This is a genomic window from Nocardiopsis alkaliphila YIM 80379 (assembly GCF_000341005.1).
Classification (GTDB): Bacteria; Actinomycetota; Actinomycetes; order Streptosporangiales; family Streptosporangiaceae; genus Nocardiopsis; species Nocardiopsis alkaliphila.
Genome location: NZ_ANBD01000055.1, coordinates 101,874 through 115,713, shown reverse-complemented (window position 1 = coordinate 115,713; position 13,840 = coordinate 101,874). Strand labels below are relative to the sequence as shown.

The 13,840-nt window shown below is 67.3% G+C and carries 12 protein-coding genes and 1 pseudogene; 11 read left to right on the top strand and 2 right to left on the bottom strand.

The window, feature by feature from the left end:
• The first annotated feature begins 280 nt into the window (after positions 1–280).
• The 11 genes and pseudogenes from fbaA to D472_RS0109255 all read left to right on the top strand — a co-directional run bounded on the left by fbaA (position 281) and on the right by D472_RS0109255 (position 11,456).
• Positions 281–1,303 (top strand): class II fructose-bisphosphate aldolase, encoded by a 1,023-nt coding sequence (fbaA, locus tag D472_RS0109300; protein WP_017604210.1) that lies wholly within the window; start codon positions 281–283, stop codon positions 1,301–1,303.
• Between the two features lie 347 nt (positions 1,304–1,650).
• Complete coding sequence (locus D472_RS0109295) at positions 1,651–2,019, top strand: hypothetical protein (protein WP_017604209.1); 369 nt, start codon at positions 1,651–1,653, stop codon at positions 2,017–2,019.
• Between the two features lie 44 nt (positions 2,020–2,063).
• Positions 2,064–2,825, top strand: a complete 762-nt coding sequence (locus D472_RS0109290) for an ATP-binding cassette domain-containing protein (protein WP_017604208.1) — start codon at positions 2,064–2,066, stop codon at positions 2,823–2,825.
• Positions 2,826–2,842: 17 nt separating this feature from the next.
• A complete protein-coding gene (locus D472_RS0109285) occupies positions 2,843–4,138 on the top strand; it encodes an ABC transporter permease (protein ID WP_017604207.1) in 1,296 nt (431 codons plus the stop codon).
• Positions 4,129–4,785: a hypothetical protein gene (locus D472_RS0109280; RefSeq protein ID WP_239642943.1), complete on the top strand. Its 657-nt coding sequence runs from the start codon at positions 4,129–4,131 to the stop codon at positions 4,783–4,785. Before D472_RS0109285 ends, D472_RS0109280 begins: the two co-directional genes overlap by 10 nt.
• 47 nt (positions 4,786–4,832) lie before the next feature.
• The gene (locus D472_RS0109275) at positions 4,833–5,249 is read left to right on the top strand and encodes a DUF3151 domain-containing protein (RefSeq protein WP_026117524.1); all 417 of its coding nucleotides are present in this window, start codon (positions 4,833–4,835) and stop codon (positions 5,247–5,249) included.
• A 217-nt stretch (positions 5,250–5,466) separates the two neighbouring features.
• Positions 5,467–6,726 (top strand): adenylosuccinate synthase, encoded by a 1,260-nt coding sequence (locus D472_RS0109270; RefSeq protein ID WP_017604204.1) that lies wholly within the window; start codon positions 5,467–5,469, stop codon positions 6,724–6,726.
• 53 nt (positions 6,727–6,779) lie between these two features.
• On the top strand, positions 6,780–8,030 hold the full coding sequence (purD, locus tag D472_RS0109265; RefSeq protein ID WP_017604203.1) for a phosphoribosylamine--glycine ligase: 1,251 nt from the start codon (positions 6,780–6,782) through the stop codon (positions 8,028–8,030).
• 63 nt (positions 8,031–8,093) lie between these two features.
• Positions 8,094–8,293 (top strand): annotated as a pseudogene (locus tag D472_RS29025) (phosphoribosylaminoimidazolesuccinocarboxamide synthase); the annotation flags it as partial.
• Between the two features lie 354 nt (positions 8,294–8,647).
• Positions 8,648–9,943 carry a UDP-N-acetylglucosamine 1-carboxyvinyltransferase gene (murA, locus tag D472_RS0109260; RefSeq protein WP_017604202.1) on the top strand — a complete coding sequence of 432 codons (1,296 nt, stop codon included), beginning with the start codon at positions 8,648–8,650 and terminating at the stop codon, positions 9,941–9,943.
• Positions 9,944–10,190: 247 nt separating this feature from the next.
• Positions 10,191–11,456, top strand: coding sequence for a hypothetical protein (locus D472_RS0109255; RefSeq protein WP_026117523.1), 1,266 nt, complete (start codon positions 10,191–10,193; stop codon positions 11,454–11,456).
• A gap of 104 nt (positions 11,457–11,560) precedes the next feature.
• Here D472_RS0109255 and D472_RS0109250 read toward each other — a convergent pair whose 3' ends face one another.
• Positions 11,561–11,986: an aminotransferase class I/II-fold pyridoxal phosphate-dependent enzyme gene (locus D472_RS0109250; RefSeq protein ID WP_017604200.1), complete on the bottom strand. Its 426-nt coding sequence runs from the start codon at positions 11,984–11,986 to the stop codon at positions 11,561–11,563.
• Positions 11,987–12,819: 833 nt separating this feature from the next.
• Complete coding sequence (locus D472_RS0109245; protein WP_017604199.1) at positions 12,820–13,425, bottom strand: response regulator transcription factor; 606 nt, start codon at positions 13,423–13,425, stop codon at positions 12,820–12,822.
• Between the last annotated feature and the right edge of the window lie 415 nt (positions 13,426–13,840).

Sequence of the window (13,840 nt, the reverse complement as noted above, 5' to 3'; positions counted from 1 at the left end):
TCCCTCGCCGTCCCCCTACCGCAACTTTTTCGTCGCCCCCCGTAAGCTGCGGGTAAGCCGTCGCCCCGGGGCAATTTGGTCTAGACCTTTTCAACGGCGCCGGGGATTCGGGATACTTGAACCACACCTGGTGGACACCCCGGACGTGAGAGGCCCGCTCCATGGGCCCGCCCTCCGACGACCGGACCTCCACCGGGGCACCGCACGTGGGGTGCCGTCGGCACGCGCAAGTCAGCACCGGCGGACGCTCGCTCCAGGCCGAACCAGGGAGAGTCAAGCCATGCCCATCGCCAGCCCCGAGGTCTACACCGAGATGCTGAGCCGCGCGAAGTCCGAGGGCTTCGCCTACCCGGCCATCAACGTGACCTCCAGCCAGACGCTGCACGCGGCCCTGCGCGGCTTCGCCGAGGCCGAAAGCGACGGCATCATTCAGATTTCCACCGGTGGTGCCGAGTTCCTCTCCGGCGCATCGGTCAAGGACATGGTCACCGGCTCGGTCGCCTTCGCCGAGTTCGCCCGTGTCGTGGCCGCCAAGTACCCGGTGAACATCGCCCTGCACACCGACCACTGCCCGAAGAACAAGCTCGACGGCTTCGTCCGTCCGCTGCTGGAGATCTCCAAGGAGCGCGTGGCCAAGGGCCAAGAGCCGCTGTTCCAGTCGCACATGTGGGACGGTTCCGCGGTCGAGCTGGAGGAGAACCTCCAGATCGCCGAGGAGCTGTTGGCCGTGTCCAAGGAGGCCCGCACCATCTTGGAGATCGAGGTCGGTGTCGTCGGTGGTGAGGAGGACGGCATCGTCGGTGAGATCAACGAGAAGCTGTACAGCACCCCGCAGGACGCCCTGCGCACCGCCGAGGTCCTGGGTCTGGGTGAGAAGGGCTACTACATGACCGCCCTGACCTTCGGCAACGTACACGGCTCCTACAAGCCCGGCTTCGTGAAGCTGCGCCCCGAGGTGCTGAAGAACGCTCAGGAGGCCGTCGCCGCCGAGCACGGCAAGGCCAAGGCCTTCGACTTCGTCTTCCACGGTGGCTCCGGTTCCAGCATGGAGGAGATCCACGAGGCCATCGAGTACGGCGTGGTGAAGATGAACATCGACACCGACACCCAGTACGCGTTCACTCGTCCGATCGTCGACCACATCATGAAGAACTACGACGGTGTGCTCAAGATCGACGGTGAGATCGGTAGCAAGAAGGCCTACGACCCGCGCGCCTACGGCAAGGTCGCCGAGGCCGGTATGGCCGCCCGCGTGGTGGAGGCCTCCCAGCACCTGAAGTCCGCCGGCACCAAGATGAAGTAGGGACCTCCGTCCACGTGACGGTCCACTCCGGTGCCCGGTGGCCGACCTCGGCCACCGGGCACCGCCTTTTCTCGCTCCTTCCGGTCTGTGCCGGCACCGAAAACCCGTCAAAGGACAGCCCGATTTCCAGGAGGGACCCCCTCCTCTCTTTCCTGAAGGAAAAAAACACACTCCCTTTTCATCGCACATCAACACAAAAGGAACAGAAGTCCACCAGGATTCTCCTGCTCCCCGGTTACACTGAAGAGAGTTCCGGGAATTTCTCCACCACCCTTCCCCTGGCTTTGGAATGAGGAAAAATGCGGAACAACGAACGAACGTTTCGTATTGCGACCCTAGGAACACTCATGGCGGGTGCGGCGCTCATCGCGGGTGCGGCGGCCGGCACGGCATGGGCCTCCTCCCTCGACTCGGCCTCGGTCTCCCACGCCGCGGCGGCTTGTGGGCTCGGTGCCAACAACCCCGTAACCTCGGGGAGCACCATCTCCGGTACCGGCTCCCGAGCCGGGTGCGGTGGCACCGTGACCCTCACCGTCCAGGTACGCAAGCACCGTGCGGCCTGGCCCGACAAGGTCGTGGCCGAGGCACACCGAACCGGTTTCTCCAGCGGCTCCCTCAGGGCTTCGGGTGGGTGCGATGGAAATGGCACCTACTTCACCGAGACCAGGAGTTCGAGCGGAAACAAATTGTCATCCGGAAGGGTGAACCGGTGCTGACCGGGAAACCACCCGGAAACCTCTGAACGAAGACGGACAGGTCCATGCGGGTCACCGTTGAAGAACTGGCCTTCGGTTATCGAGGCCGGAAAAAGGTTCTGAACAACCTCACCTGGACGGTGGAGCCCGGCGTCACCGGGCTCCTCGGCCCGAACGGGGCGGGCAAGACCACCCTGTTGTCGCTCCTCGTAACGCTGCTGCCCGTACGTGAAGGACGTCTCCTCATCGGGGAGCACGACCTGTCCACCATGGCGGGGCGTTCTCGGGCCCGCCGGTTGTTGGGCTTCGTCCCACAGCATTTCTCACTGGCGGGGGAGCTGACCGTGGCGGACACGGTCGCCTACGCGGCCTGGGCGCACGGGCTGGCCCGAGACCGGTGCGCGCGGGCGGCACGGTGGGCCCTGGAATCCGTCGACCTGTCCGAATTCGCCGATCAGCGCACGAGCACCCTGTCCGGTGGACAGCGCCAGCGCGTCGGCATCGCCGCGGCCCTGGCGCACGACCCCCGAATCCTGGTCCTGGACGAGCCCACGGCCGGACTCGACCCGGGGCAGCGGCTCCGAGTACGCGAGGTCGTGGCCGGGTTGGGCGAAGAACGGACCGTACTGGTCTCCACCCATCTCATCGAAGACGTCGCGCACCTGTGTTCTCGCGTCGGGGTGCTGGTCGGTGGACGGATCGAGTTCCACGGCACCTTTCCGGAGCTGGAGGCCCTGATCGAGGACACCTCTGGGGGAAGCCCCTACGGATCCGGTTTCGAACGGGCCTATGACCGGCTGATCGAGCGGGTCGGAGGACATCGGTGAGTTCGCTTTGGAGCAGAATGGCGGCCTCCGCCCCCTTCTGGCCGCTACCACCGCTCATGGTCCTGCTCCCGGCCTGTTCGATCCTGGCTCTGACCCTCGCCGGAACCTGGAGTCAACTCTCTTGGCGAGCCCTGGACTGGGTGCACTTCTCCGGACAGGTGGGGGCCCAGGCGCGGCTACCGGTCGTGGTGGCGACCGGAGCGGCGGCCCTGGTAGCGGCTCGCCTGACCCGGCCGAGTCTGGTGTTCGCCCAACCCTGGCAGCCTCGTCTGGAACGGGAACTCCCCCTACGACACGCGCTGGTGATCACCGGCTGGTGCCTGGGTGCCTACCTGGTGGGACTGATCCCCTTGACGGTCGCCGTCACCGTACGCGGCGCGGGGATGGTGAACCCGGTGGCCATCCTGGGCTCCCTGACCGGGTTCGTGGCCCTCGTCCTCCTCGGCTACCTCTGCGGGGTCATCGTGCGCGGACTGCTCGCCGTGCCCGTGGCGATCGGTTCGGTCTTCGTCATCACCAGCCTGCCCCTGGTCGCCGACCCCTGGACCGCGTTGGCTCTCCAGCTCCCCTTCGCCCCCTCCCTGGGTATGCGGGAGAGCACCGCGCTCGGCTTCTACCGCCTGGGATTCTTCCTTCTTCTGGCGACCGCGATCACGTGGACCGTCACCTGTTTCCTCCGTGCTCCTCGTCGGCTCTCCCCCCTCCACTCGATGGCGATCATCGTCGTGGTCGCGGCGGCAATCCCGCCCCACCTGCACACGTTCCCGCTCATGGCCTACTCCCAGGACGGGGGCGAGGTCTGCGCGGAGCGTGGAGGTGTCCGCTACTGCGTGCACGAGGGACACACGGACGAACTCGCCCCGATCATCGAACTCGCCGCCCCGGTCTTCACCGCCTACGGACCGTCCGACGCCATCCCCGACGAGGTTCGTGACCACAGCCTGGCCACAACGGACGAGGAGGTGCTCGGGGGGATCGACGACGGCGTCCTGTGGGTGCGCGTCCATCCGGGCTGGGATCCTTATCAGCAGATACCCGAGGTGGCGGCCGCCTGGCTGGTGCCCGATCTGTTCGTGTGCGGTTCCGAGGGCGTGGCGCTCATGGACGATGAGGCCGAGCCGGAGGAGCGCCGAGCGGCCGTACTGGCGGGACTCCAAGCGTGGTTGGCCTCACGGGCCTTCGAGAACGGTGACCACGAAGACGGTCTGTTCGCCGGTGCCGACCTTGACGAGGTCCGTACCTGGATCCACCGGAACGAGGACCGCCTGGCGGTGTGCGAGGTGGAACCGGAGGAGTTGCCTTGGTGGTCCTAGCACTACGCCCCTCGTTGCTTCCGATGCTCGGCACGATGCTCTCGGCCATCGTGGCGGTGGCACTCGGTCTGGCCACGGCCGGCACCGTGGTGCCGGTCGCGGTGTTCGACTGGCCCCATGAGGAACAGCGGATTCCCATCGCCGAACTGTTGTGCGTGTGCGCGGCCATGGTGGGCGCCTGGTCGAACCGTCCTCGCTTGTGGACGTGGGACCGGCTGGGGGGCACGCGAACCCGGGTTCGGGCGGCCATGGTGGCCACCCTTGGCGTGCTATCCGTGGTGGCCGTGGCTTTGGTCCTGCTCTCGTCCGCTTCGGGGACCGAGAACACCTGGCTCCTGGTGACGAACGTTCTGTTGGCGACCTCCACCGTGTACCTGCTGGCACCCTTTCTGGGGGCGGTGCCCTCAGGTCTGGTGGTGCTCACCGGGATCTTTCTCGGAGCCGTGGCCTGCAACATGGTGCCAGGGCTGTACCGAGTGGTGCCGTACGCGTACGTGGGGAGCCAGGGGTGGACGGCTCCGGAGCTGCTGGCCGGGGCGACGATATGGGCACTGGCGATCACTCTGGCGGTGATGGCGGTGGGAGCTCACGCGATCACCCACGGCTCCACTCCTGGGGCCCGACCGCGTGGAACGGACGCGGAGTGAGTCCGGCCTTCCTGGGCACGCAGCGACCCGGTGGCAGGATGGGAGACATGAACCTGCACCAGAACCTACTGAACGAGCCGCCCGAGACGCGCTTGGCCGACGACGTCGACGCACGTGAGGCGTTGGCCGCCAGCGACGACCCCACACCGGTCGCCGGGCGTTTCCCGTCCTACTCCGCCGCTTGGGCGAGCCTGGCCGAACTGGCCCTGGCCGACGGACGCCCGGTGGCCGCCTACGCCTACGCCCGCACCGGCTACCACCGGGGCTTGGACCAGCTGCGTCGCTCCGGTTGGAAGGGACACGGCCCGATCCCGTGGGAACACGAGCCCAACCGTGGTTTCCTTCGCGCGCTGCATGCCCTCGGCAAGGCCTCCGAGGCGATCGGTGACACGGAGGAGGCCGAGCGCTGCGCGAGCTTCCTGCGCGAGTCCAGCGCCGAAGCCGACAAGGCCCTGAACGGCTGAGCCCCGCCCACCGCCGGGGGAGAAGGGCACGGCGTCCTTTTCCCCCGGCCCGCCGCCCCGCACACCCACCACGGGGCCCCGAAGCCCCCTCAACCGGGAGTCCCAGTTCGTGTACGCTCAATACGCAACGGCCCCTGTCGCTGCCTTGCGCCAGGGGCTGATCCATGTTCGGGGTGGGAAAGCCCTGTTCAGGTGTCGAGCGAAGAGGTAGAGACCAATGCCGGCGATCACGCTCGTGGGTGCCCAGTGGGGCGACGAGGGCAAGGGCAAGGCCACCGACCTGGTCGGTGAGCAGGTGGACTACGTAGTCCGCTACCAAGGCGGGAACAACGCCGGCCACACGGTGGTCATCGGCGACCAGAAATACGCCCTGCACCTGCTCCCGTCCGGCATCCTCTCCGCCAACGTGGTCCCGGTCATCGCCAATGGTGTCGTCATCGACCCCGGGGTGCTGTTCGAGGAGCTGCGTGGCCTGCAGGACCGGGGCGTGGACACCTCCCGGCTGCTCATCTCCGCCAACGCGCACCTGATCATGCCCTACCACCGGGCCTTGGACAAGGTCAGTGAGCGTTTCCTCGGCAAGGGCAAGATCGGCACCACCGGTCGCGGGATCGGCCCGGCCTACGCCGACAAGGTCTCCCGCCAAGGCGTGCGGGTGCAGGACATGTTCGACCCCAAGATCCTGCGCAAGAAGATCGAACTGGCCCTCAACGACAAGAACCAGCTCCTCACCAAGGTGTACAACCGGCGGGCCCTGGAGGCCGAGCCGATCATCGAGGAGTACCTGGGCTACGCCGAGCAGCTGCGCCCCTACGTCGCCGACACCTCCCTGATCCTCAACAAGGCCCTGGACGAGGGCAAGACCGTCTACCTGGAGGGGTCCCAGGGCACTCTCCTGGACATCGACCACGGCACCTACCCCTTCGTCACCTCCTCCTCCCCCACCGCCGGGGGCGCCGCGGCCGGTGCCGGCATCGGCCCCAACCGCATCAGCAAGGTCGTGGGCATCCTGAAGGCCTACACCACCCGTGTCGGCTCCGGCCCGTTCCCCACCGAGCTCCTCGACGAACAGGGCGAGTGGCTGCGNCCCCCCGGCCGTGCCCGCCGCTGCGGCTGGTTCGACGCTCCGATCGCTCGTTACGCCACCCGCGTCAACGGCGTGACGGACTTCTTCCTGACCAAGCTCGACGTGCTCACCGGTCTGGAGCGTATCCCCGTGTGCGTGGCCTACGACGTCAACGGTGTGCGCCATGACGAAATCCCGATGACGCAGACCGACTTCCACCACGCCACCCCGATCTACGAGTACTTCGACGGCTGGTCCGAGGACATCACCGGCGTCCGGGAATTCGATGATCTCCCCAAGAACGCTCAGGCCTACGTGCGTACTCTGGAGGAGATGGCGGGCGCTCCCATCTCCGCCATCGGTGTCGGCCCCGGGCGTGACGAGACCCTCGCGCTGCGATCCCTGGTCTGACCCGTCGACCAACGTCCTTCCTCCAGCCAGAAGAAAAGAAGAGGCCCCCTTCAGTGAAAGCGCTCGTTCTCGGCGGCGGAGGCCGCGAGCACGCACTCGTCCGCGCCCTGTCCCTCGATCCGGGCGTCACCGATCTCCACTGTGCTCCCGGCAACCCGGGTATCTCGGACCTGGCCGAGAACCACGTCATCAACGTGACGGATGGGCTCGCCGTGACCGAGTTGGCCGCACGCATCCGCGCCGAACTGGTCGTGATCGGACCGGAGGCTCCACTCGTGGCAGGGGTGTCCGACTCCCTGCGTGAGCGTGGCATCCCGGTGTTCGGCCCCGACAAGGAGGCCGCCCGGCTGGAGGGTTCCAAGGCCTTCGCCAAGGAGGTCATGGAGGCCGCGGGGGTGCCCACGGCCAAGGCCCGGGTCTGTCGTACCGCAGGCCAGGTCTCCGAGGCCCTCGACGAGTTCGGCGGGCCCTACGTGGTCAAGAACGATGGGCTGGCCGCGGGCAAGGGCGTCGTGGTGACCGAGGACCGCGCCTCGGCCGAGCGGCACGCGCGCGAGTGCGGTCGGGTCGTCATCGAGGAGTACCTGGACGGCCCCGAGGTGTCGCTGTTCGTGCTCACCGATGGCACGCACGCGCTGCCACTACTACCGGCCCAGGACTTCAAGCGCGCCTACGACGGCGACCAAGGGCCCAACACCGGTGGCATGGGCGCCTACGCGCCCGTGCCGTGGGCACCCACCGGTCTGGTGGACGAGGTCATGGAGACGGTCGTACGACCGACCCTGGCCGAGATGAACCGCCGTGGCCAGCGCTACCAGGGGCTTCTCTACGTGGGTCTGGCCCTGACCTCGCGCGGCCCGCGCGTGGTGGAGTTCAACGCGCGTTTGGGCGACCCGGAGACCCAGGTCGTACTGGACCGGCTGGCCACCCCGATCGGTGGGGTCCTGCAGGCCACCGACACCGGTGACCTGGGAGCGATCGGTTCACTGCAGTGGAAGTCCGGTGCGGCGGTGACCGTCGTGGTCGCGGCCGAGAACTACCCGGGCGACCCGGTCAAGGGTGACGTCATCGGTGGCCTGGACGCCGCGAACGCCCTGGAGGGCGCCTACGTCCTGCACGCCGGTACCGCCTGGGACGGGGTGCGCGACGTCAAGTCCAACGGCGGCCGTGTGTTGAGCGTGGTGGGAACGGGAACGGACCTGCGCCAGGCCCGTGAGCGCGCCTACGCGGCGGTGGGCCGGGTGGAGCTTCGCGGTTCCTTCCACCGCACCGACATCGCCGAACGCGCCGCGGCCGAGCTCTGAGCGGTCCTGGAAGCTCAGTGCCCCTCGGCGACACACCGAAGGCATGGAGACCGAGTGAAGGCCGGTGGTGCCCGGCCTTCCTTCCACGAACAGGTGCTTCGCGACCGGTGGACCTCGCCCGCCTCAGGATGGGACCGTGCCTTGAGCACCCCGCCCCGGGACTTCCGGATGACGTGGTGGAACGCACTTTGTCCCGCGACAAGGAGATCTACGAGCGTCTGACCGGCACGAAGCCGGCTCTTCGACGTGGGACTCACGAGTGATTCAACACACGCGGTCGTCGACCGGGCCGTGAGAGCGCGTATGGTGGGGAGTCGTGTGCGATACCGGAGTAACGGTTAGGCATACGCATGACCCTTGGTCTCCCCCTCAGGTGTAACGCCTCCTTGGTCGTTCGGCGGGACTCCATCCACGATCTGCGGGTATACCACGTTTCGGGCCGGTCGACATCGGCCTTTGCTATAGAGTCTTCGCGAACCTACCGGTTCATCGGCCGCGCAGGTCAAACGCAAGATGATCGCAACGTTCCAGGGGAAACCCGCGTCTAAAACCGACATAGGCGAAACCCGACAAGGGTCACCTTTTTTCACATCTGCCTCACAAAGGAGCACATGAGCATGGGCCAGGAGGTTCGTTACCGCGTCCGCGGCGGGCGCCCCCTCAGCGGAACGGCGTTCATCCAAGGCGCGAAGAACGCCGTCCTGCCGATGATCGGGGCCGCCCTGTTGGCGTCCAAGGGACGTACCGTATTGCGGAACGTCCCCGTCATCGAGGACGTGTACCGCGCGCTCGAGCTCGCCGAGCACGTGGGCGCCAAGGTCGCTTTCCATGAGGCCGAGCGCACGGTCGTGATCGACGCTTCTCGTCTCAATGATCCGGAACGTGCCCTCCCCCCCGCCGATATCGCGGCCCGCTTTCGCGGCTCGGTGCTCTTCGTCCCGGCCTTGATGCACCGCACCGGCCGCGCACGTATCGAGGGCGTCGGCGGCTGCAACCTGGGCAGTCGCAACCTGGACTTCCACTACCGGGGCTTCGCCCGGCTGGGAGCGGAGGTCACCGAGGACCCCGAGCGCAACCACATCAACGTGGAGGCGAGCAGGCTCCGCGGCGGTCGTCTGTACCTGGACACCCCGTCCCACACCGGCACCGAGAACCTCATCATGGCGGCCGTGCTGGCTCCCGGAACCACCGTGATCGAACACGCGGCCCTGGAACCCGAGGTCCTGGACGTCATCGAGTTCCTCAGCGCCATGGGAGCCAAGATCACCGGTGGTGGCACCGGACTGATCACCGTCGAGGGGGTCGATGAGCTCACCGCGGTCGAGCACACCATCATGTCCGACCGCATCGATGCCGGTGTGTTCGCGATGACCGTCGCCGCCACCGGTGGTGAGGTCAGCCTGGTGGGCGCCAACCTGGACCACTTGGGCGTGGCCCGCTGGAAACTCGAGCAGATGGGCGTGGGCTTCTCCCAGGAGGGTGCCGTCCTGCACGTGCAGAGGGACCCCTCGGTGCCACTGCGCCCGATCAACGCCGTCACCTCGCCGTTCCCCGGCTTCGCCACGGACCTGCAGTCTCCGCTGATGGCCCTGGCCACTCTGGCCGAGGGTGAGAGCTACATCCACGAGGCCATCTACGATGGCCGCTTCGCACTGGCGGACGAGCTCAACAAGATGGGCGCCAAGATCGAGGTCGAGGGCACCCGCGCCATCGTGCACGGTTCCACGAACCTGCGCGGCGCCGAGGTGATCGCACACGACCTGCGTACGGGTGCCGCTCTGGTCCTCGCCGGACTGGTCGCCGAAGGTGAGACAATCGTCGCGCCCGGTTATCTGGTGGATCGTGGTCACTCTCAGTTCGCGCAGCGACTCGCCGCACTGGGCGGAGACGTGGAACGCGTCGACGTCTCGTAGGAGTCATAAGCGCAGTTCAAGCCAGGGTGGGGGCTTCCTCCCACTCCGGCTTTCGGCGTTGATACGGAAAACGATCTTCTTTGGCCCCGCACAATGGGTACGATCTCGGCAATGCCGTGACAGAGATCGGGTCGGGAAAACCAGTGGGCGCACATAGTGAAGAGCGTGGAATGGTAGCGGGGAGCAACCCGAGGTGAGTGCCCAGCGTACTGGCGATTTGACGATCGGCGTCATAGGTCCCCATGAGGTGGTCGAGCGGGTCATGCTCATGGGGCCTGGGTCAACAGGACCCCTCAACGCCAGACTCATCGCCGCCGCGTACCGAGATGAGCAAGAGGCGACGGACAAGGTCGTCAGGCTGGGGTCGGCGATCGATGCCTATCTGTTCGCCAGCCCCGTCCCCTACGAGTTCGCGCGGAAGGCGGGCGTTCTGACCATGCCCGCGACCTTCGTGCCGCTCGGCGGGGCCAGCCTGCACGAAGCCTTGCTCCGAGCGACCTTGGACGACCGTTTCGATCCGACCCGAGCGAGTCTGGACGTGCTCGGTCGGACCGACGTGGTGGAGGCCTACTCCGAGGTCGACCTGCCCGTGGACGGTATCCACGTGCACGAGGAACTGACCAATACCGCCCAGCTCACCTCGTTCCACGAGGGACTGTGGCGACGTAAGGCCACCCGGATGGCGATCACCTGCGTACGTGGGGTCGCCGAGCGGTTGGAGGCCATCGGCGTGCCGGTGATCCGGCTGCGTCCCACCAACGCCGGGGTCCGCAGCGCGCTGCAGACCGCGGGGCTGCTGGGGGCCCACCACCGTCTGGAGGAGGCCCAGTTGGGCGTCGTCGTGGTCGACGTGCCCACGCTGCGCGATTCCTCTCGTCGTTCCACGCCTCGTTACTGGCGTGAGGAGTTGCGGCTGTCCCTGCATCGGCTCCTGCTCCAAGAGGCGCATCGGATCAACGCGACCGCGCACCGGCTGGACGATCATTCGTTCATGATCACGGCCACCCGCGGTTCCCTGGTCACCGCGACCGAGGGGTTCCGGCAGCCACCGTTCGTGGAGCGGATCAAGGCGGAACTCGGTATCGCGATCGAGGTGGGGATCGGCATGGGTCGGACCACCCAGGACGCGGAATCGCACGCCCGCGCGGCCCTGAACCGCGCTCAGGCCTCCCGACAGAGCTTCGCGGTGGACCGTGAGGGTCGTTCCCTGGTCCCGGCCCAGCGCGCCCCCGCACGGCAGTCCTCCGAGCCCCTGCGCACCAAGGGGCGCGAGACCCTCGTCCGGCTCTCGGAGAAGATCGCCGAGGAGGACGGTCCCCTGGTCGTCGACGCGGAGAACGCCGGGCGGATGCTCGGGGTCACCTCCCGGACCGCGCGTCGCCTGCTGCGCACCCTGGTGGAGGAGGGTCTGGCCTGGCCCTTGCCACCCAACCGCACGTTGCAGCCCGGCCGCCCTCGCCAGCTCTACCGACTGATCGTGGAGAAACTGGACAAGGACGCGGCCGGCAAGTAGTCCCCCACGTTCACACCCAGCCGTCCACGGGGGGCGGGCTCCGATGGGAGCCCGCCCCCGTTCGCGTGTGACCCCTGTGTCACGCCCGGCCGGTGGAACGAGGGTCAGCGACGCTTGGCGTAGGTGGTGGCCACCGACAGGAACACGTCGTTCTCCTCAGAGGTGCCGATACTGATGCGAGCACCCTCGCCATCGAACGGACGCACCGAGACACCGGCCTCCGCGCAGGCCGCGGCGAAGTCCAGGGTGTCCTCACCCGCACGCAGCCACACGAAGTTGGCCTCGGTGGGGGGCACGGTCCACCCGGAGGCCAGCAGGGCCTCACGGACGCGCTCACGCTCCTTGACGGTGGTGGCCACCCGCTCCAAGAGCTCCTCCTGCGCGTCCAGGGAGGCGATACCGGCCGCCTGGGCGAGGTGGTTGACCGCGAAGGGCACAAGGGTCTTGTTGACCACACCACCAGCTGAACCCACCGCCAGCCGAGCACCGCACCGACTGGGTACCGCACCGGCCGAATCCAACCTGGCCACCAGGTTCTCCGAAGCGCTTCAACCGGGCGCCGATTTTCGACCCCGACCCGCCAGCCACCGGCAGCCGCCCTCGGTGCTTTGCGTGCGGCCGATTCGTACAAGTATTCGGATCGCGACTTCCCAAGGAAATCCGACCGGCCCCCTCCGCGCTTTCCCCCGACCCCGCGCACACCCCGCCCCAAGCGGCCGTGATCCGGCTTGTCCGCAACCGCTCGGCCCTCTCCCCGGTCGCGTCCCCGGGCGAAGATCGGCACCACCCGAACCCGCACCGACCGCCAGGAGGAAGCGCCATGAGCCCGACCCACTCCCCCGAGGGCCGGAAACCCCCGACGACACCCTTCACCCGCCGAACTCGCCCCACCCAGGTGGAACCGCCACGGCGCCGCAGCCGAGGCCTCCTGGTTCCGGGGCTCTTCCGCCGTATGCCCGCACTCCTCCGCCAGGCTGCCGTCCTGGCCCTGCTCGCCTTGGCGCTCGTCCTCCGGGGCTACGCGTCGCCGGGGCCACTGGCGTGCTCTAGAAGAGCGTGTCCCCAGCACTGGTAAAGCCCCCGCTGTCCAAGCGCCGCCCACCGCACTCCGGCCGACCCGCGCCGCCAAAAGAGAGCGCACAAGGTGCACCTTTGCACCCCCTGTGTCTGAAGGGAATCGAGCCGTGCTGCTTAGTACAGCGCGTGGTCGGGGTGGCCGACGTGATGTCCGGGGAGCCGCTGACCTTCGGGGTAAGCGCGGAGCGGGTCGGCGCCGACACCGAACGTGTGGTCAGCGTCATCGAGGCCGTGCCCGCCTGCCCCCGGGGTTGGGGCACGCTGGGTCACCAACAGGTGTGCGAGGTCAGAGCCAGCCCTCTTCTTCGGCGATGCGTACGGCGTCGATGCGGTTGCGGGCCCTGAGCTTGTTCACGGCGGTGGTGAGGTAGTTCCGGACCGTCCCCGGGGTGAGGAACAGCTGCCGGGCGACCTGGGGGACGTCGACCCCCTCGGCGACCAGCCGCAGCACCTGTGTCTCCCGCTCCGTGAGCGGGCTCTCCCTCGATTCGAGCGCGGACAAGGCGATCTGGGGGTCGATCACCCTCTCACCTTCCATCACCGCGCGGATCGATGCGGCCAGGCGGCCCGGGGGGATGTCCTTGAGAAGGAATCCCGAGATCCGGGCGTTCAACGCGCGCCTCAGGTTCGTCGGGAGGCCGAGGTTGGTGAGGATGATGACCCGGCACGACGGCAACTGCTCGCGCAGCTGCCCCGCGGCACTGATCCCGTCGATACCGGGGAGGTCGATGTCCAGGAGTGCCACGTCGGGCTTGGCCCCCAGAGCTTCGGGGAGAATCGCGTCACCCCTCTCCAGACTCGCGACCACCTCGATGCCCTCCTCCAGTTCCAGGAGTGAGGTCAGTGCCATCCGGAGTAAGCGCATGTCCTCGGCGAGCAGGACACGAATCATTCCGCCTCCCCGAACGTATCTCTATGAATGATAGACATTCACGCCGCCTTTCCATGACTACAGACTCCACGACCACAATTAATCGCAGGTGGCAAAGGACAAGGCGACCCACGAGATCTTCGACACCCAGACCTACGAGAACGGGACTTCCGGCTCAACCGAAGCAGCTGAACGAACTTGTCAAGATCACCTCCGGTCGATTTTTCAACGACCTCCCCATGTCCAACTTTCTCGACCTGACGGCAAGAGTAGCAAGTCCATTTCAAGAGCGTAAGAACCCCACAAGCAGGCGGCCTAGACAACGCACACCGCCGGGGGACTCCGACCGAAGCCGCCCTGGACCGGATTTCTAGCGAATCTCCAACGCGACTCGAATCCCTGGCCAGAACGTGTGAGCGAAGAGTTGAAGCAACGC

Bases quoted from the DNA above. Each gene is read 5' to 3' on its own strand.
- D472_RS0109290 (WP_017604208.1), top strand. From the start codon at position 2,064: ATGCGGGTCACCGTTGAAGAACTGGCCTTCGGTTATCGAGGCCGGAAA.
- fbaA (WP_017604210.1), top strand. From the start codon at position 281: ATGCCCATCGCCAGCCCCGAGGTCTACACCGAGATGCTGAGCCGCGCG.
- D472_RS0109245 (WP_017604199.1), bottom strand. From the start codon at position 13,425: ATGATTCGTGTCCTGCTCGCCGAGGACATGCGCTTACTCCGGATGGCA.
- D472_RS0109275 (WP_026117524.1), top strand. From the start codon at position 4,833: ATGAACCTGCACCAGAACCTACTGAACGAGCCGCCCGAGACGCGCTTG.
- D472_RS0109295 (WP_017604209.1), top strand. From the start codon at position 1,651: ATGGCGGGTGCGGCGCTCATCGCGGGTGCGGCGGCCGGCACGGCATGG.
- murA (WP_017604202.1), top strand. From the start codon at position 8,648: ATGGGCCAGGAGGTTCGTTACCGCGTCCGCGGCGGGCGCCCCCTCAGC.
- D472_RS0109285 (WP_017604207.1), top strand. From the start codon at position 2,843: ATGGCGGCCTCCGCCCCCTTCTGGCCGCTACCACCGCTCATGGTCCTG.